Here is a 19,236-nt window from a genome sequence, read left to right on the forward strand (position 1 = left end):
AACCCTGAAATCTGAACGAGAGATGGTACTGGAGTGCCCCCGAAAACTCAAGACATTGCCTCAAATTTGGGCAAAGTCAAAAGGATATGAGTGGGTACTCACAAGCGCCTAAGTGCCTGCCATGTCGACGATTTCAAGATGTCAAGCCAAAAAGTCATGGCTTGGCAGGCCGCAGACCGGGGGTGCTGCGGGTGTGCACCAGGTCGGTGCTGGCGGGCCTGCGCCGTCAGCGGACGGTGCGCCGGGCCGCGTCCCGGGCCGCATGCCGGGCAGGCGGCCGGGGCGGCGCCATTGCACGGTCGGGTGCGTTCGCCAGGCAGCGGGCGATGCCCGCCGCCGCTGCCGTTTTTACCGTGCCGCGTTGGCGTCGGCCACCGTCAGCGCGGTGATGTTGACGATGCGGCGCACCGTGGCCGAGGGGGTCAGGATGTGCGCCGGCTTGGCCGCACCCAGCAGCACCGGGCCGATGGCGATGCCACCGCCGGCGGCCGTCTTCAGCAGGTTGTAGCTGATGTTGGCGGCGTCGATGTTGGGCAGCACCAGCAGGTTGGCCTCGCCGCTCAGGCTGCTGTTGGGCATCAGCTCCTTGCGGTAGGCGGCATCCAGCGCGGCGTCGCCGTGCATTTCGCCGTCCACCTCGAGCCAGGGCGCGCGGGCCTGGATCAGCGCCAGCGCCTCACGCATCTTCACCGCCGAGGGCTGGTTCGACGAGCCGAAGTTGCTGTGCGACAGCAGCGCGGCCTTGGGCGCCACGCCAAAGCGCAGCATTTCTTCGGCGGCCTGGATGGTGATCTCGGCCAGCTGCTCGGCGGTGGGGTCGTAGTTGACATGGGTGTCGACCAGGAACACCTGGCGGCCGGGCAGGATCAGGCCGTTCATGCAGGCGTAGTTGGCGACGCCGGCGCGGCGGCCGATGACCTGGTCGATGTGCGCCAGGTGCTGGGCGGTGGAGCCCCAGGTGCCGCAGATCAGGCCATCCACCTCGCCCTTGTGCAGCAGCATCGCGGCGATCAGGGTCAGGCGCCGGCGCATCTCGATCTTGGCGAACTGCTCGGTCACGCCCTTGCGCTCGGTCAGGCGGTGGTAGGTCTGCCAGAAGTCCTTGTAGCGCACATCGTTGTCGATGTTGACGATCTCGCAGTCGCGCCCGGGCTGCAGGCGCAGGCCGTATTTCTGGATGCGCGCCTCGATGATGGCCTGGCGGCCCACCAGCCAGGGCCGCGCCAGGCCCTCGTCAACGATGACCTGCGCGGCACGCAGCACGCGGCGATCCTCGCCCTCGGCAAAGGCCACGTTCTTGCGCAGGGCCTTCTTGGCCACCGCGAAGATCGGCTTCATGGCATTGCCCGAGGCGTAGACGAAGCTCTGCAGCTTCATCTCGTAGGCGTCGTAGTCGGTCACCGGGCGGGCTGCCACGCCCGAGGCCACGGCGGCGCGGGCCACGGCCGGCGCGATCATCATCATCAGCCGCGGGTCGAAGGGCTTGGGGATCAGGTACTCGGGGCCGAAGCTCAGCGTGGCGCCGGCATAGGCCGCGGCCACCACGTCGTTCTGCTCGGCCTGGGCCAGCTGGGCGATGGCGTGCACCGCGGCGATCTCCATCTGGTCGGTGATCGTCGTCGCACCGCAGTCGAGCGCACCGCGGAAGATGTACGGGAAGCACAGGACGTTGTTGACCTGGTTCGGGTAGTCGGTGCGGCCGGTGGCCATCACCGCATCGTCGCGCACCGCCTTGACCTCCTCGGGCATGATTTCCGGCGTGGGGTTGGCCAGCGCGAAGATCAGCGGCCGGGCGCCCATGCTGGCCACCATGGCCGGCTTGAGCACGCCGCCGGCCGACAGGCCCAGAAACACGTCGGCGCCCACGATCGCCTCGGCCAGCGTGCGGTGCGGCGTATCTTGCGCAAACTCGGCCTTGTCCGGGTCCATCAGCTCGGTGCGGCCCTGCCAGACCACGCCGGCCAGGTCGGTGACGAAGATGTTCTTCTTGGGCAGGCCCAGCTTCACCAGCAGGTTGATGCAGGCCAGCGCCGCCGCGCCGGCGCCCGAGGTGACGAGCTTGATCTCGTCGATCTTCTTGCCCACCACCTTCAGGCCGTTGAGCAGGGCCGCGCCCACCACGATGGCGGTGCCGTGCTGGTCGTCGTGGAAGACCGGAATCTTCATGCGCTCGCGCAGCTTGCGCTCGACGTAGAAGCAATCCGGCGCCTTGATGTCCTCGAGGTTCACGCCGCCGAAGGTGGGCTCCAGCGCGGCGATGATGTCGACCAGCTTGTCGAGGTTCTTCTCGTTGATCTCGAGGTCGAACACGTCGATGTCGGCGAACTTCTTGAAGAGCACGCCCTTGCCCTCCATCACCGGCTTGCTGGCCAGCGGGCCGATGTCGCCCAGGCCCAGCACGGCCGTGCCGTTGGTGACCACGGCCACCAGGTTGCCGCGGCTGGTGTAGCGGAAGGCGTTGACCGGGTCGGCCACGATCTCTTCGCAGGCGGCGGCCACGCCGGGCGAATAGGCCAGCGCCAGATCGCGCTGGTTCACCAACTGCTTGGTCGCGGTGATCGCGATCTTGCCGGGCGTCGGGAACTCGTGGTACTCGAGGGCGCTGCGGCGCAGTTCGGCGCGTTTTTCTTCGTAGGTGGACATGGGCGTGGAGCGGTGGAGAGAGTGGTCGGCCCGGGGCGTCGGCGCGGCGGCCGCAAGGCCTGGGGCCCAGCGCCGTCACCCGGGCGACAGGTGGGACGGCGATTCTAGGCAGCGGGTCTGTGCGCGGCACACCGCTCGGGCATGGCGCCATGCGGCTTCGGCATGGCGCCGGCCTGGGCGGCGGGCGTGGCCGGCAGTGTGCGCCCGGCGGCCGGCCCGGCACATGCGCGAAACTGCGTAGCGGCGGGGTCAGCGGCTGCGCCAATACTCTGCCGACATGTCTGCGCCTGCTCCCGCGCCTGCCGCCGCGCCGGCCCTGCCACCGCTGCCCGTGCCGCCGCGCCGCGCGCGCCGCGCGCTGCTGTGGGGCGCCCTGGTGGCCCTGCTGCTGGTGGCGCAGACGCTGCTGGTGCTGCTGTCGCTGCGCTACGAGGAAGCCCGCGCCCAGGAGCGCGCCGACGAGGTGGCCGCCGCGGTGCAAAGCGAGCTGCGCCGCGGCGTGCAGCGCGTGCTGCAGGGCTTGCAGGGCCTGCAGCCGCGCAGCGCCGATGACGCCGCCTGGCAGCAGAACGCCGCCGCGCTGCTGCGCGCCCAGCGCGAGCTGGGCCGCATCGAGCAGCGCGACACCGCGGCCCGCGTGGTGGCCGCGGCCGATTCGCCCTGGCACGAGCCGCTGTACCAGCGCCTGCCGCGCCACAGCGTCGATTTCGAGACCCAGCTGGCCTGTACCGCCGCACGCCGCACCATGGCGCCGGCCTTTGCGCCCAGCCAGTTCGTGCCGCTGCCCGGCGGCATGGGCGTGGAGGTGGTCGATGCCTGCGTGCCGGTGCAGCAGTCTGGCCAGCTGGTGGGGTTTGCGGTGGCCACCATCGTGCTGTCGGAGCTGCTGGATGCGGTGCGCCTGCCGGCCTACGGCGGCCGCCACGAGCTCAGCTTTGTCGAGGCCGACGGCACGCGGCTGGCCCGCAGCGGCCCGGTGCGCGGTGCCGGCGTGTTTGTGGCCGATCGCCTGATCGACCTCACCGGTGCGCCGCTGCAGGTGCGTGTGGACGCCGCCGACCGCCGGCCCAACCTGATCCCCAACCTGGCCACGGCCCTGGTGCTGGGCCTGTCGGTGGGCCTGTTCGTGGTGGTGCTGCTGCTGGTGCGCGACACCCGCCGCCGCGCCCGTGCCGAGTCGGCGCTGGCGGAGGCGCTGGCCTTTCGCAAGGCGATGGAGGATTCGCTGATCACCGGCCTGCGCGCGCGCGATCGCAGCGGCCGCATCGTCTATGTCAACCCGGCCTTCTGCGCGATGGTGGGCTACACCGCCGACGAGCTGATGCGCGCCGATCTGCCGCCCTACTGGCCGCCCGACCAGGTGGCCACCTACCAGCGCCGCCAGGCCGAGCGCCTGGCGGCCGATGCGCACCACCCGCCCTCGCGCGAGGGCAACGAGACCGAGTTCCAGCGCAAGAGCGGCGAGCGCTTTCCGGTGATGGTGTACGAGGCGCCGCTGGTCGACGGCACCGGCCACCACACCGGCTGGATGAGCGCGGTGCTCGACCTGTCGGCCCAGCGCCGGGTGGAAGACCTGTCACGCCAGCAGCAGGAGCGGCTGCAGGCCACCGCGCGCCTGGCCAGCGTGGGCGAGATGGCCTCGCTGCTCAGCCACGAGCTGAACCAGCCGCTGGCCGCCATCGCCAGCTATGCCACCGGCTCGCTGAACCTGCTGGCCGATGCCGAAGCCGCCGCGGCGCGGGCGGCAGCGCCCGCCAGCGCCCACCCGGCGGCGCCCGACAGCGCCGCGCTGCACCTGCCGCCGCCCGATGCCGACGAGCTGCGCCGCCTGCTGCGCCACGCCACCGAGCGCATCGCCGAACAGGCCGAGCGCGCCGGCCGGGTGATCAAGAGCGTGCACGACTTCGTGCGCCGCCGTCACCAGGCGCACGAGGTGATCGGCGCCGATGTGCTGGTCGACTCGGTGCTGCCGCTGGTGCGCCTGTCGGCGCGCAAGGGCGGGGTGCGCATCGCGCTCGACGTGGCGCAGCCGGCGCCGCGGGTGCGGGTGGACCGCACCATGGTCGAGCAGGTGCTGCTGAACCTCACGCGCAACGCCATCCAGGCCATGGAGTCGCACACACCGCTGGCCCAGCGGGTCCTGACCCTGGGCGTGCACGGGGCGCCGGGGCTGGGCGGCGAGCCGGGCACGGCCGGGCGCTGGGTGATGTTCAGCGTGCGCGACGCCGGGCCGGGCATCGCGCCCGAGGTGGCCGAGCGCCTGTTCACGCCCTTTTTCACCACCAAGCCCGAGGGCATGGGCCTGGGCCTGTCGATGTGCCGCACCGTGGTCGAGCAGCACGGCGGGGTGATGGACTTCGAGAACCTGACCGGCGCCGACGGCGCCATCTGCGGCACGCTGTTTCGCTTCACGCTGCCGCCGCCGCCGCCGCGCCCGGTCACGCCGCCGCTGCGGGCGTGATGTGGGTCAAGCCTGAGCCGGCATTGCAGCAGTTGGCCGGGTGTGCGGCCATGCCCGATACTCCGGCGCCATGACCGCCGTGCCCGTTTCGCCGCCACTGGGTCTGCCAGTGGTGTACCTGGTGGATGACGAGGCCGTGGTGCGCGACGCCCTGGCCTGGCTGCTGCGCTCACGCCGCCTGCTGTCCGAGGGCTTTGCCAATGCCGAGGCGTTCGAGGCCTGGCTGGCCGCGCGCCCCGACGCCGGCGCCAGCGGCGCGCCGCTGTCCGAGCGCTGGCCCGATGCGCCGGGCTGCCTGCTGCTGGACGTGCGCATGCCGGGCACCAGCGGCCTGGTGCTGTTCGAGCGCCTGGCCGAGCGCGGCCTGCTCGAGGCGCTGCCGGTGATCTTTCTCACCGGCCATGGCGACGTGCCCACCGCGGTGGCCGCGGTCAAGCGCGGCGCCTTTGATTTCGTGGAGAAGCCGTTTTCCGACAACGCCCTGGTCGACCGCATCGAGCTGGCGCTGGCCGACAGCGCCGCGGCCCTGCTGCGCCGGCGCGAGCGGCAGCGCGTGGCGCAATCGCTGGCCGAGCTGACCGAGCGCGAGCGCGAGGTGATGCACCGCGTCACCGACGGCCTGGCCAACAAGCAGATCGCCGACGAGCTGGCGATCAGCGTGCGCACGGTGGAAGTGCACCGCGCGCGCGTGTTCGAGAAGATGGGCGTGCGCTCGGCCGTCGAGCTGGCCAACCTGCTGCGCAGCCCGCGCGCCAGCCAGGGCGGCTGAGCCGCGCGGGTGGTCGTCGCGTCCGGAGCTGTTCACACGATGCGCCTGCCGAACAAGCTGCTGCTGTGCCTGGCCCTGCTGCTGGGGCTGGCGTCGCTGGCCTTGCCGACCGGCGCTGCCGACCACTTCCGCTTCCGCCAGGCCCCGGGCGGCACGCCGGTGCTGCCGGCACGCGACCTGCTGGACGCCGCCGAGCGCCAGTTTCTGGCCGAGCTGCCCGAGCTGCGCGTGGGCCTGAACCTGCCCGACAACCGGCCCTACGAGGTGATCTCCGACAACGGCGAGATCTCGGGCATCCAGATCGAGATCCTGACCCATTTGTCGCAATCGCTGGGCCTGCGCCTGCGACCGGTGGTGCTGCCCAGCTTTCCGGAGACGCTGGCGGCGCTGCGCAACCGCGAGATCGACCTGATGGCCACCGTGGGCTACGAGCCCTCGCGCGAGGGCTACATGGTCTACACGCTGGGCACCGCGCCCAACCCCGGCGCCATCATCGGCCGCGCCATCGACACGCGGTTTGGCGACAACCCCACGCTGAACGGCCGCCGCGTGGCCATCGAGCGCGGCTACGTGGCGCAGCAGTTCGTGCGCCGCACCTTTCCCGAGGCGCTGATCACCGACCAGCCCGACACCCGCAGCGCGCTGGGCGCGGTGGCGCTGGGCGAGGAAGATTTTTACGTCGGCAGCATGCTGATGGCCATGGACCGCATCCAGCGCGACGGCGTGGCCGGGCTGGAGGTCAAGAAGTCGCTGCTCTACGCCACCGGGCAGATGCACTTCGGCGTGCGGCGCGACTGGCCGCTGCTGGCCTCGGCCCTCAGCAAGGGCATTGCCGCGCTGCGCGCCACGCCGCTGCCGGGGCTGCAGGCGGCCATGCAGCAGTTGCAGGGCCAGGTGGCCGCGCCGATGCTGGGCCTGAGCCCCGCCGAGCAAAGGCAGCTGGCCGGCCGCAGCGTGCTGCGCCTGGGCGCGGTGCGCGGGCTCGAGCTGCTCAACGAGGCCACGCCCGATGGCGGCCATGCCGGCATTGCCGCCGACTACACCGCCCAGGTGGCCGCGCGCCTGGGCGTGGCGGTCGACATGGTGCCCTTCGACAGCGTGGCGCAGATGCTCGACGCGCTGCGGGCCGGGCAGATCCACCTGGTGCCCTTTCTCACCTTCACGCCGGCGCGGGCGCAGGAGGTGGCCTACTCGCATCCCTATCTGGAGATGCCCTACTTCATCGTGGCGCGCAGCGACGCGCCGCTGTTCTGGGATCTCGACAGCCTGCGCGGCAAGCGCCTGGCGCTCACCGCCCAGCACCCGCTGCGCGAGCTGCTGCGCCAGCGCTACCCCGACATCCGCATCGTCGACGCGCCGCCCGGCGGCGGGGCCATGGACATGGTGGCCCGGCGCGAGGCCGATGCCGCGGTCGAGGTCAAGCTGTATGCCAACCTGCGCATCAACCACGACAACAACGGCCTGCTGCGCACCGTGGCGCAGGTGGAGGAGCTGCCGGCGCAGTTCCACTTCGCGGCCTCGCGCGAATCGGCGGCGCTGATCCCGCTGATCGACCGCGCGCTGGCCGACATCCCGGCCACCGAGCGCTCGCGCATGCTGCGGCGCTGGGTGGCGGTGGACTTCACGCCCGGCTTTGCCTGGCGGCGCCATGCACCGTGGGTGCTGGCCGTGGGGGCCGGCCTGCTGCTGCTGCTGACCGCCAGCCTGTGGTGGACGCGCCGGCTGGCGGCCGAGGTGCGCCAGCGCCGCACCGCCGAGCAGCGGCTCGAGGACGTGACCGCCAGCCTGCCCGGCGTGGTGTTCCAGGTGGTGCTGGCGGCCGATGGCCAGCGCGAGCAGCGCTACATCAGCCCCACCGCCGAAGATTTTCTCGGCACCCGGATTTCGCCCGCCGACAGCGTGGTGGCGGCCCTGAGCGCCCACATGCGGCCCGAAGACGCGGCCATGCTGCGCCAGGCGCGGCGCGACAGTGCGCGGCGCCAGAAGCCGCTGAAGCTGACCTGGCGCTACCTTGATCCGCGCCGTGGCGAGCGCTGGCTGCACTGTGAAGTGGCTGTGCGCCAGCTGGGCAGCGGCCGCTCGGCCTTCACCGGCTACATCGTCGACGTGTCCACCGAGCGCGCGCTGCAGGCCCAGCTGCTGGATGCGATGCAGGCCAAGAACCTGTTCGTGGCCAGCGCCAGCCACGAGCTGCGCGGCCCGCTGCAGGCGGTGACGCTGGCCTTGCAGCGCCTGTCCGAAGGCCCGCTCGATGCCGCCCAGCGCCAGGTCTGCCGCATTGCGCAGGATTCGTCGTCGGCGCTCACCCAGCTGATCGACGACGTGCTCGACCTGGCCCGCTTCGAGGCCGGCCGGCTGACCCTCAACCCGCAGCCGCTCGATCTGCCGGCGCTGCTGGCCCAGCTGGTCGACAACCACCGCCTGGCCGCTGAAAGCCGCGGCCTGCGCCTGGGCCTCACGCTCGATCCCCAGCTGCCGGTGCGCGTGCTGGCCGACGGCCTGCGCCTGCGCCAGCTGCTGGTCAACCTGGTCGGCAATGCCGTCAAGTACACGCCGCAGGGCGAGGTGCATGTCAGCACGCGGCGCGTGGCCAGCGCCGACGGCGTGGGCGAGCGCCTGCTGATCGCCGTGCGCGACACCGGCGTGGGCATTCCGCCCGAGCGCCAGCACGCGCTGTTCGAGCCCTTCGGCATGCTGCATGCGCCGGCCGATGCGCCGCCCGAAGGCAGCTCGGGCCTGGGCCTGGCCATCTGCAAGCGCCTGGCCGAGGCCATGACCGGCCACATCGTGCTGACCAGCACGCCGGGCCTGGGCACCACGGTCACCCTCGATCTGCCGCTGCCGCCCGAAGCGCCTGAAGTGCCTGCCGCCGCGCCCACGCCCGCGGTGGCGACGCCGGCCGCCGCCGTGCCGGCCGATGCCGGCGGTGCCGGCCCGGTGGTGCTGCTGGTGGACGACGACGCGGTGAGCCGCCTGCTGCTGAGCGAGCTGCTGCGCGGCGAAGGCCTGGTGGTGGCCGAGGCCGCCGACACCGCCAGCGCCTACCTGCGCTGGCTGCGCGGCGACGTGGCGGCGGTGATCAGCGACCAGCACATGCCCGACGGCAACGGCCTGGTGCTGCTGCAGCGCATCCTGCAGGAGGCGCCGCCCGCGCAGCGGCCGCGCCTGGTGCTGTGCAGCGGCAGCCCGCCGTCGGTGGAGGCGGCGCGCAGCGCCGGCCTGGACGCCGCGCTGCGCAAGCCGGTCACCGCCGAGGTGATGCGCGAGCTGCTGCGCAACATGGGCCTGGTGGGCGAGCCCGCCGACAAGGCCTGAGCAAGGCGGCCGCGTGGCGGCCCTCGGTGACAATGCCGCGCCATGGCCCTTGGCGAGTTCGACCTCATCACAAAGTACTTCACCCGGCCGGCGCGGGCCAGCCTGGGCGCCGGCCTGCCGGGCGGCCACACCGTGCTGGGCGTGGGCGACGATTGCGCGCTGCTGCAGCCGGTGCCCGGGCGGCAGTGGGCGGTGTCCACCGACATGCTGGTCGAGGGTCGGCACTTTCTCAGCACGGTGCGGCCCGAGCGCCTGGGCCACAAGGCGCTGGCGGTCAACCTGAGCGATCTGGCCGCCTGCGGCGCCGACCCGGTGGCCTTCACGCTGGCGCTGGCGCTGCCGCGGGTGGACGAAGCCTTCCTGGCCGGCCTGTCGCAGGGCCTGTTCGCGCTGGCCGATGCGCACGGCATCGCGCTGGTCGGCGGCGACACCACGGCCGGGCCGCTGAACCTGTGCATCACCGTGTTCGGCGAGCTGCCGGCCGGCCAGGCGCTGCGCCGCGACGGCGCGCGTGCGGGCGATGCGCTGTGGGTCAGCCACCCGGCGGGCGGCGGCATCGGCGATGCGCGGCTGGCGCTGGAGGTGTTTCGCGGCACGCTGGCGCTGCCCGGTGCGGCCTTCGAGCGCGTGCGCCAGGCGATGGAGCTGCCGCAGCCGCGGCTCGACCTCGGCCGCGCGCTGCGTGGCCTGGCCACGGCGGCCATTGACGTGAGCGACGGCCTGGCGGGCGATCTGGGCCACATCCTGCGCCGCTCGGGCGTGGCCGCCGAGATCGACGTGGACGCGCTGCCGATCAGCGCCGACCTGGCCACGCTGCCGCTGGCGCTGCAGCGCGAGTACGCGCTGGCCGGGGGCGACGACTACGAGCTGCTGTTCACCGCGCCGGCCGAGGCCGATGGCGCCGTGCGCGCGGCCGCCGAAGCCGCCAACGCGGCCCGGCCCGGCGGCCCGGCGGTGGCGGTGCGGCGCATCGGCCGGCTCACGGCGGCCGCGCCTGCCGGGCCCGCGCTGCGCCTGGTGGATGGCAGCGGCCAGGCGCTGGCCCTGGCGCTGCGCGGCTTCGACCACTTCGCCACGCCATGAGCGAGCCGGCCACCCCCGTGGTGACGCAGCCGCTCGCCGCGCCGGCCGGCACGCCGCCGCGTCGGGCCACGGCCGGGCTGATGCTGCGCCACCCGGCCAGCTTCATCGCGCTGGGCTTTGGCAGCGGGCTCTCGCCGCTGGCGCCGGGCACGGTGGGCACGCTGTGGGCCTGGGCCAGCTTTCTGGCGCTGCAACAGTGGCTGGGCGAGGCCGGCTGGGCGCTGGTGCTGGCCGGTGGCCTGCTGGTCGGCTGGTGGGCCTGCACACGCTGCGCCCAGCGCCTGGGGCTGAGCGATCCCGGCGCCATCGTGTGGGACGAGATCCTGGCCTTCTGGCTGGTGCTGTGGCTGCTGACACCGGCCTCGCTGTGGGCCCAGGCGGTGGCTTTTGCGCTGTTCCGCTTCTTCGATGCCGCCAAACCCGGCCCGGTGGGCTGGGCCGATGCCCGCTTCAAGCAGCGCCCCGGCCGGCCCATCGGCTGGCGCGAGGGCTTCGGCATCCTGTTCGACGATCTGGTGGCCGCCGGCTGCACGCTGCTGGTCATCGCCATCTGGAAGGCCAGCCTGGGATGAGCCCCGCCATCGACACCCTGGTGGCCACGCTGGCCGCCACGCTGCGCGCCCGCGGCCTGCAGATGGCCAGCGCCGAAAGCTGCACCGGTGGCCTGATCGCCGCTGCCTGCACCGATCTGGCCGGCAGCAGCGACTGGTTCGAGCGCGGCGTGGTGAGCTACAGCAACGCCGCCAAGACCGCGCTGCTGGGCGTGCCGGCCGAGCTGATCCACCACCATGGCGCGGTCAGCGAGCCGGTGGCCCGGGCCATGGCCGCCGGCCTGCTGGCGCAGGCGCCGGTGGCGCTGGCCGTGGCCGTTACCGGCGTGGCCGGCCCCGGCGGCGGCACGGCCAGCAAGCCGGTGGGCCTGGTGTGGCTGGCCTGGGCCTGGCGCGACGCCGCCGGTGCGGCGCAGGTGCAGGCCGTGGCCGAGCGGTTTGCCGGCGACCGCACCGCGGTGCGCGCGGCCACCGTGGCGCGTGCGCTTCAGGGCCTGCTCGCGCAGGCGCCGCTGGCGGTGCAGCCGGCGCCAGCTCAGCCGGCCGCAGGTTCGTGAGCCGCGCAGCCCCGGGCGCCTTGGCCCCGGCCTCCCCAACCCGCCACTGGCGCGGCCCCAAGGCCCGCCGGCCATGCCCATGAACATCCTGCTTGCCGGCAGTTTTGATGACGAGGCCGAGCACCGCCAATGGGCCGCTGCGCTCGATGCCGCGCTGCGCCCGGCCCTGCCCGGCGGGCACCGCCTGCTCAGCGCGCGTGGTGAGGTGCCCGACGAGACCATCGCCGCCGCCATCGTGGCCAACCCGCCACCCGGCAGCCTGCAGGGCCTGCCGCAGCTGCGCCTGATCCAGAGCCTGTGGGCGGGCGTTGACCGCCTGCTGGCCGATGCCACGCTGCCGCCCGGCGTGCCGGTGGCACGCATGGTCGATCCGATGATGAACGAGGCCATGGCCGAGACCGCGCTGTGGGCCGTGCTGGCCCTGCACCGCGGCTTCTTCACCTATGCCCGCCAGCAGGCCGCCGGGCGCTGGCAGCCGCTGGCCCAGCGCCGCGCCGACGAGCTGCCGGTGCTGGTGCTGGGGGCCGGCCAGATGGGTGGCACGGTGGCGCGCCGGCTGGCCGCCAACGGCTACCCGGTGACCGTGTGGCGGCGCCAGGCGCCGGCGGCCGGGGCCGGTCAGGCTGCGGTGAACGCGGTGCACGAGGTGCACGGCCCCGACGGCCTGGGCACCGCGCTGGCCGGCGCCCAGGTGCTGCTGAACCTGCTGCCGCTGACGCCCGAGACCCGCGGCCTGATCAACGCCCGCCTGCTGGCCGCGCTGCCGCGGGGCGCCGGCCTGGTGAACCTGGCGCGCGGCGCGCATGTGCTGGATGCCGACCTGCTGGCCGCACTCGACGCCGGCCAGATCGGCCACGCCGTGCTCGACGTGTTCAGCACCGAGCCGCTGCCGGCCGATCACCGCTACTGGCAGCACCCGCAGGTGAGCGTGCTGCCGCATGCCGCGGCCATGACCGATGCGCGCACCGCCGCGGCCATTGCCGCCGCCAACATCGCCGCGCTGGCTGCCGGGCGGCCCATCGCCAACCTGGTGCAACGGGCAACGGGCTACTGAGCGGCCGGGCCACCGCGCCGCGCCGCCGGGGCGCCCGCTCAGCCGGTGCCTCCACCTGGGGCCAGGTTGTCGGGCCAGGTTGGCGGGCCAGGTTGACGGGCCAGGTTGACGGGCCAGGTTGACGGGCCCTCAGGCCTTCAGGTACTCGGCCCGCGTATCCAGCCAGCGCGCCACATGCGCCTGGGCTGCGGCCGGGTGCTGGCGCAGCAGCCTGGGCGCCTGCTCGCGGGCCAGCGCCAGCAGCGGCGCGTCGTCGTTGAGGTCGGCAAAGCGCAGCAGGGCGTCGCCGCTCTGGCGCGCGCCCATGAACTCGCCGGGGCCGCGGATCTCGAGGTCGCGGCGGGCGATCTCGAAGCCGTCGGTGGTTTCGGCCATCGCGCGCAGGCGGTCCTTGCCGGTGGGCGACAGCGGGCCCTGGTACATCAGCACGCACACGCTGGCCACCGCGCCGCGGCCGACTCGGCCGCGCAGCTGGTGCAGCTGGCTCAAGCCAAAGCGCTCGGCATGCTCGATCACCATCAGGCTGGCATTGGGCACGTCCACGCCGACCTCGATCACCGTGGTGGCCACCAGCACCTGCATCGCGCCGCCCGAGAACTGTGCCATCACCGCCGCCTTGTCGGCCGGCGGCATGCGCCCGTGCAGCAGGCCCACGCTGTGCCCGGGCAGGGCGTCGGCCAGGCGCTGGTGGGTGGCGGTGGCGTTTTCCAGGTCGAGCTTTTCGCTCTCCTCGATCAGCGGGCACACCCAGTACACCTGGCGGCCCTTGGCCACCTCGGCGGCGATGTTGGCCACCACCATCTCGCGCTTGTCGTCGGCAAACACCTTGGTCAGCACCGGCGTGCGCCCGGGCGGCAGCTCGTCGATGGTGCTCACGTCCAGATCGGCGTAGTAGCTCATGGCCAGGGTGCGCGGGATCGGCGTGGCGCTCATCATCAGCAGGTGCGGCTCGAGTGCGCGGGTGGCGCCGTCGCGGCCCCCGCCAGGCTCGCCACCCTCGCCGCCGACGGCCTGCAGCTTCTCGCGCAGCGCCAGGCGCTGGGCCACGCCGAAGCGGTGCTGCTCGTCGATGATGGCCAGGCCCAGGCGGGCGAAGTGCACGTCGTCCTGGATCACCGCATGCGTGCCCACCACCAGGCCGGCCTCGCCGCTGGCCACGCGCGCCACCATCTCGCGCCGGGCCTTGCCCTTGCGGCTGCCGGTGAGCCAGGCCACGGCGATGCCCAGCGGCTCCAGCCACTGCACCAGCTTGCGAAAGTGCTGCTCGGCCAGGATCTCGGTGGGCGCCATCAGCGCGCACTGCCAGCCGCTGTCGATGGCCACCGCGGCGGCCAGCGCGGCCACCACCGTCTTGCCCGAGCCCACATCGCCCTGCAGCAGGCGGTTCATCGGTGTGGCGGGTGCATCGGGTGCATCGGGCGCGACAGGTGCGTCAGGCGCATCGGGTGCGCCGTGGGCCGGCGGCGGGCTGGGTGTTCGCGCCAGATCCTGCGCAATCTCCTCGCCCACACGCCGCTGTGCGCCGGTGAGCTGGAAGGGCAGCGCCGCCAGCAGCTGCTCGACCAGGCCACCGGCCCGGGCCTGCAGCCGCGGCGCGGCCTGGGCGCCGCGCTGGGCGCGGGCCATCAACTGGCTGAGCTGCTGGGCCAGCAGCTCCTCGAACTTCAGGCGCTGCCAGGCCGGGTGGCTGCGGTCTTCCAGTGCCGCCAGCGCCAGGCCGGGTGCCGGGTGGTGCAGGCGCATCAGCGCCTCGCGCAGCGGCGGCAGACCGGCCGGCACGGTGCCGGGCGGCAGCAGCTCGTCCAGCGGCGCGCGCTGCAGGCCCGAGGCCACGGCCTTGCGCAGGTACAGCTGCGGCAGCTGCGCGCTGGTGGGGTAGACCGGTGTCAGCGCCTGGGCCAGCGGCGCGCCGGGCACCACGCCCTTGAAGTGCGGGTGCACCATCTCGCGGCCAAAAAAACCGTGCCGCACCTCGCCACGCACCCGCACGCGCTGGCCGGCGGCCAGGGTCTTCTGGTGGTTGGGGTAGAAGTTCAGAAAGCGCAGCACCAGCTCGCCGGAGTCATCGGCCAGCTTCACCACCAGTTGGCGGCGCGGGCGCAGCTCGATGCGGCACTCGCGCACCACGCCCTCCACCTGCACCGCCTCGCCATCACGCGCCGCGGCAATCGGCGTGATGCACGTCTCGTCTTCATAACGCAGCGGCAGGTGCAGGGCCAGGTCGATGTCGCGGCGCAGGCCCAGTTTTTCCATCGCCTTCTGCGGCGCGGATTTTTCGCGCGGGGCAGCGGGGGCGGTGGTGGGGGGAGACGGCATGCGGCGATTCTGCCGTTGGCCAGGGGTGTGACCGCCTGCACGGCGCGGCCCGTGGCTTCGCCCGGCCGGCCGGGGCTGGGCCGCGGCTGTCGATAATCCGGGCTGGCCGCCCTGCGGCTGCACCCGGCCGCGCCATCCAGCCACCCGCGCCTTGCCCGACGCAGTTCAACCTGCCCACCGCACGAAAGCCCGCTTGTCCGCCCCTCTGACCCGTTTGTCCCGCCTGCTGCCTCGCCGTCCCTGGCTGCGCCGCGCGCTGATCGGCGCCGGCGCCACGCTGGCGGCCGGGGCGCTGGCGCTGGGCCTGGCGGTGGCCTGGTACCTGCCCCAGCTGCCCTCGCTGGAGCCGGTCACCACCTACCAGCCGCGCCAGCAGCTGCAGGTGTTCACCGCCGATGGCGTGGAGATCGCCGCCTTCGGCACCGAGCGGCGGGTGTTCGTGCCGATCGAGCAGATGCCGCCGGCGCTGGTGAAGGCGGTGCTGGCCACCGAGGATGCGCGCTTCTACCGCCATTCGGGCATCGACTGGCTGGGCGTGGCGCGGGCCATCGCGGCGCAGCTCACCGGCGGCATGCGCCAGGGTGCGTCCACCATCACGCAGCAGGTGGCGCGCACCTTCTTCTTGTCGCAGCGTTTCACGCCCGAGCGCAAGATCAAGGAGGCGCTGCTGGCGCTGCGCATCGAGCGCAAGCTGTCCAAGGACAAGATCCTCGAGCTGTATCTGAACCAGATCTACCTGGGCCAGCGCTCCTACGGCTTTGCCGCGGCGGCCGACACCTATTTCGGCAAGCCGCTGGCGCAGATCACGCTGGCCGAGGCGGCCATGCTGGCCGGCCTGCCGCAGAACCCGGCCTTTGCCAACCCGATCACCAACCTCGAGCGCGCCACGCGCCGCCAGCGCATCGTGCTGGCGCGCATGGTGGCCACCGGCGACATCAGCGCCGAGCAGCAGGCGGCGGCCAAGACCCAGGTGCTGGCCATCGGCAAGCCGCGCGAGGCCGTGCTGCATGCCGAATACGTGGCCGAGATGGCGCGGCGCACGGTGGTGGAGCGCTTTGGCACCGAGGCCTATTCGCAGGGCCTGCGCGTGGTCACCGCACTGCGCGCGGCCGACCAGCAGGCGGCTTGGGCCGCGCTGCGCCGCGGCGTCCTGGCGCACGACCAGCGCCAGGCCTGGCGCGGCCCCGAGAACCAGGTGGAGCTGCCGCGCGATGACGCGCCCGATCTCGACCAGGCCGCCGGCCAGGCGCTCAAGGATGTGCGCGATGACGACGTGCTGCGCGCCGCCGTGGTGCTGGCCGCCAGCCCGCGCGAGGTGATGGCCCTGCTGGCCAGCGGCGAGCGCGTGCGCATCAGCGGCGAGGGCCTGCGCCGCGCCGCTGCCGGCCTGGTGCCCAAGGCGCCGGATGAGCTGGCCATCCGCCGCGGCGCGGTGATCCGTGTGATGCAGGCCAACGCAGCGGCCGCGGCCAGGCCCGGCGAGGCGGCCGCGGGCCCCTGGGGCATCGTGCAATGGCCCGAGGTCGAGGCCGCGCTGGTGGCGCTGGATGCCGGCAGCGGCCGCGTGCGTGCGCTGGTGGGCGGCTTCGATTTCCAGCAGCAGCCCTTCAACCATGTCACCCAGGCCTGGCGGCAGCCGGGCTCGTCGCTCAAGCCCTTTCTGTATTCAGCCGCGCTGGAAGAGGGCGTGATGCCCGGCACCCTGGTCAACGATGCGCCGCTGAGCTTTGGCGACGGCTGGCAGCCGCAAAACAGCGACGGCAGCTTCGACGGCCCGATCACGCTGCGTCAGGCGCTCACGCGCTCGAAGAACCTGGTGTCGATCCGCGTGCTGCAGCAGCTGGGCGTGCCGCCGGCGCTGGCCTGGCTGCGGCGCTACGGCTTCGAGTCGGCGCGCCAGCCGAGCGACCTGACCCTGGCGCTGGGCGCCGGCGGCACCACGCCGATGCAGCTGGCCCAGGCCTATGCGGTGCTGGCCAATGGCGGCTGGCGGGTCAGCCCGGTGCTGATCGAGAAGATCACCGACGCGCAGGGCAAGCTGCTGTTCCAGGCCCCGCCCGCCGCGGCCCAGCCCGACGAGGCGCAACGCGCGCTGCCGGCGCGCAACGTGTTCCTGGTCAACAGCATGCTCAACGACGTGGCGCGCTACGGCACCGCCGCGCGCGCCCAGGGCCAGCTGGCGCGTGGCGACCTGTACGGCAAGACCGGCACCACCAACGATGCGGTCGATGCCTGGTTCGCCGGCTTCCAGGCCGGCGTGGGCGCCGATGGCCAGCAGCGCGGCCTGGTGGCCGTGGTGTGGATGGGCCACGACCAGCCGCGCAGTCTGGGCGCACGCGAGTCGGGCGGCGGCCTGGCGCTGCCGATCTGGATCGACTACATGGCCCGCGCCCTCGACGGCGTGCCCGCCGCGGCGCCGCTGCCGGCGCCCGAGGGCCTGCTGCGCGAGGACGGCGGCGACTGGCGTTATGCCGACGCCGCCTTCGTGCCGACCATCGGCCTGGATGCCGACGCCGCCGCGGCCGCCGAGGCGGCGGCGTCCGAGGCGGGGGGGGCGGCCTCGGGCGCCGCACTGGCGCCGCAGTCTGGCGGGCCGGCACTGGCGCCATCACCCGTGCAGTCACCCACGCAGTCACCCGCGCCATCACCCGCGCCGGCCGGTGCGTCGCCGCTGCCGCCGGCGGCCGCGGCGGCCGGCCAGGCCCCGGGCTCGGCACCGCGCTGAGCGGCGCCGGCCCGGGGCCTCCACTGATCTCGCCAAGCACAGGGCCACCGATGCAATTGCTGTCCCGCCTCACGCTGCGTCAGATGCTGACGCTGCCCTACATCGCGCTGGTGCTGCTGCTCACCGGCACCATCGGCGCGCTGTCGTACAGCGCCGGGCAGCAGGCGGTGGACACGCTGTCGGACCAGCTGCTGACCGAGACGGTGAACCGCATCACCCAGGCAGTGGACCGCCATGTGGCCGGCTCGGCCGCGGTGCTGGAGACGGCCTTTCCGAAAGGCGTGCCGGCACCGGCGGCGGTGGCCGACGACCTGCAGGCGCTGCGCACCCGCTTCTGGCTGGCCACCTCGGTGCACCGCGACCCCAACAACTACGCCTACTACGGCGATGTGCAAGGCCACTTCTTCGGCCTGTGGCGCCACGGCCAGGACGAGGCCGAGCTGCGCCTGCGCGTCGAGGGCAGCGGCCCGCGCAGCATCTCGCGCTTTTCGGGCATGAGCGGCGTGCTGCGCGACACCCAGCCCGAGCAACGCATCTTCGAGCCGCGCGAGCGGCCCTGGTTCAAGGTGGCGCAAAGCAGCGGCCTGCACGCCTGGACCTCGATCTACATCGACTTCAAGAGCGCCGAGCTGGTGGCCACGCGGGCGCGCCGGGTCAACGACGCCGAGGGTCTGTTCCGCGGCGTGGTGGCCACCGACCTGTCGCTCGAGCGGGTCAACCAGTTCTTGCGCGCGCTGCCGCTCAGCGCCCATGGCCTGGCCTTCGTGGTCGAGCGCGACGGCAACCTGATCGGCGTGTCGCGCGGGCCGCACCTGAAGCGCCAGGCCGACGGCAGCAATGTGCGCCTGAGCGCCGCCGAGCACGAGAACCCGCTGGTGCGCGAGACCTACAAGGCCTACCAGGGCCTGCTCGAGCGCCAGAGCGGCCAGCTGCCGCGCACCGACGTGTTTGAAGGCCCCGACGGCGGCGCCGTGCAGGTGGCCCATGCGCGCATGCACGACAACGCCGGGCTTGACTGGATCGTGCTGGTGGCCGTGCCGCGCAGCGACTTCCTGCACCGCGTCACCGACAACTTCCGCCACACCGTGCTGCTGGCCGGGCTGGCCGCGCTGGCGGTGCTGGCCATCGGCCTGGGCGTGCTGGGCGTGGTCTCGCGCGATCTGGCCAGCCTGGCGCAGATGGCGCGCAGCTTTGGCGAAGGCCAGGCCGAGCCGCCGCTGGCGGTGGCCCGGCGCGACGAGATCGGCGAGCTGGCGCGCAGCTTCGTCACCCTGCAGCGCCGGCTGATGACCGACCGGCTCACCGGCCTGGCCAACCGCGAGGCGGTGACGCGGCGCATCGACGAGCGCCTGCAGCGCCACCGCCGCCGCGGCGACGAGCGGCCGTTTGCGGTGCTGTTTGTCGACCTCAACCGCTTCAAGCAGATCAACGACAGCCATGGCCACGACATGGGCGACCGCGTGCTGCAGGAGCTGGCCGAGCGCCTGCGCCAGGCGGTGCGGGCCGAGGACGACGTGGCGCGCTATGCCGGCGACGAGTTTCTGGTGGTGCTCGACAGCGTGGGCAACCGCCGCGATGCCGAGCATGTGCGCCACCTGCTCGAGCAGCGCTTGCGCGAGCCGCTGCGCACCCTGGCCGGGCTGGACGACGCGCTGGCCGGCGCGGCCATCGGCCTGGCGATGTTTCCTGACGACGCGCGCGACGCCGACACCCTGGTGCAGCGCGCCGACGAGGACATGTACCGCAGGAAGTGACTCGCCGC

General features: G+C 73.2%; 11 protein-coding genes. 9 read left to right on the plus strand and 2 right to left on the minus strand.

The features are described 5' to 3' along the window. Positions 1-348: 348 nt before the first annotated feature. A complete protein-coding gene (locus tag N4G63_RS01530) occupies positions 349-2,643 on the minus strand; it encodes an NADP-dependent malic enzyme (protein WP_260789117.1) in 2,295 nt (764 codons plus the stop codon). Between the two features lie 277 nt (positions 2,644-2,920). Between N4G63_RS01530 and N4G63_RS01535 the strand changes: the two genes are divergently transcribed. The 7 genes from N4G63_RS01535 (at position 2,921) to N4G63_RS01565 (ending at position 12,433) form a co-directional block, all read left to right on the plus strand. Further along, positions 2,921-5,104: a two-component system sensor histidine kinase NtrB gene (locus tag N4G63_RS01535; protein WP_260789116.1), complete on the plus strand. Its 2,184-nt coding sequence runs from the start codon at positions 2,921-2,923 to the stop codon at positions 5,102-5,104. A gap of 70 nt (positions 5,105-5,174) precedes the next feature. Further along, positions 5,175-5,873 (plus strand): response regulator transcription factor, encoded by a 699-nt coding sequence (locus N4G63_RS01540; protein ID WP_260789114.1) that lies wholly within the window; start codon positions 5,175-5,177, stop codon positions 5,871-5,873. 39 nt (positions 5,874-5,912) lie between these two features. Then, positions 5,913-9,188: a transporter substrate-binding domain-containing protein gene (locus N4G63_RS01545; protein WP_260789113.1), complete on the plus strand. Its 3,276-nt coding sequence runs from the start codon at positions 5,913-5,915 to the stop codon at positions 9,186-9,188. A gap of 42 nt (positions 9,189-9,230) precedes the next feature. Then, positions 9,231-10,271 (plus strand): thiamine-phosphate kinase, encoded by a 1,041-nt coding sequence (gene thiL, locus N4G63_RS01550; protein WP_260789112.1) that lies wholly within the window; start codon positions 9,231-9,233, stop codon positions 10,269-10,271. Next, positions 10,268-10,843 (plus strand): phosphatidylglycerophosphatase A family protein, encoded by a 576-nt coding sequence (locus N4G63_RS01555; protein WP_443111992.1) that lies wholly within the window; start codon positions 10,268-10,270, stop codon positions 10,841-10,843. Before thiL ends, N4G63_RS01555 begins: the two co-directional genes overlap by 4 nt. Continuing rightward, the gene (locus N4G63_RS01560; protein ID WP_260789111.1) at positions 10,840-11,379 is read left to right on the plus strand and encodes a CinA family protein; all 540 of its coding nucleotides are present in this window, start codon (positions 10,840-10,842) and stop codon (positions 11,377-11,379) included. The genes N4G63_RS01555 and N4G63_RS01560 overlap by 4 nt, the downstream gene beginning before the upstream one ends. Before the next feature lie 73 nt (positions 11,380-11,452). Next, positions 11,453-12,433 (plus strand): 2-hydroxyacid dehydrogenase, encoded by a 981-nt coding sequence (locus N4G63_RS01565; protein ID WP_314599263.1) that lies wholly within the window; start codon positions 11,453-11,455, stop codon positions 12,431-12,433. Between the two features lie 129 nt (positions 12,434-12,562). Here the strand turns inward: N4G63_RS01565 and N4G63_RS01570 are convergent, their stop codons facing one another. Then, the gene (locus N4G63_RS01570) at positions 12,563-14,749 is read right to left on the minus strand and encodes an ATP-dependent DNA helicase RecG (RefSeq protein WP_314599264.1); all 2,187 of its coding nucleotides are present in this window, start codon (positions 14,747-14,749) and stop codon (positions 12,563-12,565) included. 193 nt (positions 14,750-14,942) lie between these two features. Between N4G63_RS01570 and N4G63_RS01575 the strand changes: the two genes are divergently transcribed. Together N4G63_RS01575 and N4G63_RS01580 are read left to right on the plus strand one after the other, a co-directional pair. Further along, entirely contained in the window at positions 14,943-17,474 is a 2,532-nt protein-coding gene (locus tag N4G63_RS01575) for a penicillin-binding protein 1A (protein ID WP_314599265.1), read from the plus strand. A gap of 50 nt (positions 17,475-17,524) precedes the next feature. Beyond that, entirely contained in the window at positions 17,525-19,228 is a 1,704-nt protein-coding gene (locus N4G63_RS01580) for a GGDEF domain-containing protein (RefSeq protein WP_314599266.1), read from the plus strand. Positions 19,229-19,236 lie beyond the last annotated feature (8 nt).

Origin of the sequence: Aquabacterium sp. OR-4, assembly GCF_025290835.2 — a bacterium.
In the GTDB taxonomy this organism is placed as follows: Bacteria; Pseudomonadota; Gammaproteobacteria; order Burkholderiales; family Burkholderiaceae_C; genus Pseudaquabacterium.

Bases quoted from the DNA above. Each gene is read 5' to 3' on its own strand.
- N4G63_RS01580 (WP_314599266.1), top strand. From the start codon at position 17,525: ATGCAATTGCTGTCCCGCCTCACGCTGCGTCAGATGCTGACGCTGCCC.
- N4G63_RS01545 (WP_260789113.1), top strand. From the start codon at position 5,913: ATGCGCCTGCCGAACAAGCTGCTGCTGTGCCTGGCCCTGCTGCTGGGG.
- thiL (WP_260789112.1), top strand. From the start codon at position 9,231: ATGGCCCTTGGCGAGTTCGACCTCATCACAAAGTACTTCACCCGGCCG.
- N4G63_RS01560 (WP_260789111.1), top strand. From the start codon at position 10,840: ATGAGCCCCGCCATCGACACCCTGGTGGCCACGCTGGCCGCCACGCTG.
- N4G63_RS01540 (WP_260789114.1), top strand. From the start codon at position 5,175: ATGACCGCCGTGCCCGTTTCGCCGCCACTGGGTCTGCCAGTGGTGTAC.
- N4G63_RS01530 (WP_260789117.1), bottom strand. From the start codon at position 2,643: ATGTCCACCTACGAAGAAAAACGCGCCGAACTGCGCCGCAGCGCCCTC.
- N4G63_RS01535 (WP_260789116.1), top strand. From the start codon at position 2,921: ATGTCTGCGCCTGCTCCCGCGCCTGCCGCCGCGCCGGCCCTGCCACCG.
- N4G63_RS01570 (WP_314599264.1), bottom strand. From the start codon at position 14,749: ATGCCGTCTCCCCCCACCACCGCCCCCGCTGCCCCGCGCGAAAAATCC.
- N4G63_RS01565 (WP_314599263.1), top strand. From the start codon at position 11,453: ATGCCCATGAACATCCTGCTTGCCGGCAGTTTTGATGACGAGGCCGAG.
- N4G63_RS01555 (WP_443111992.1), top strand. From the start codon at position 10,268: ATGAGCGAGCCGGCCACCCCCGTGGTGACGCAGCCGCTCGCCGCGCCG.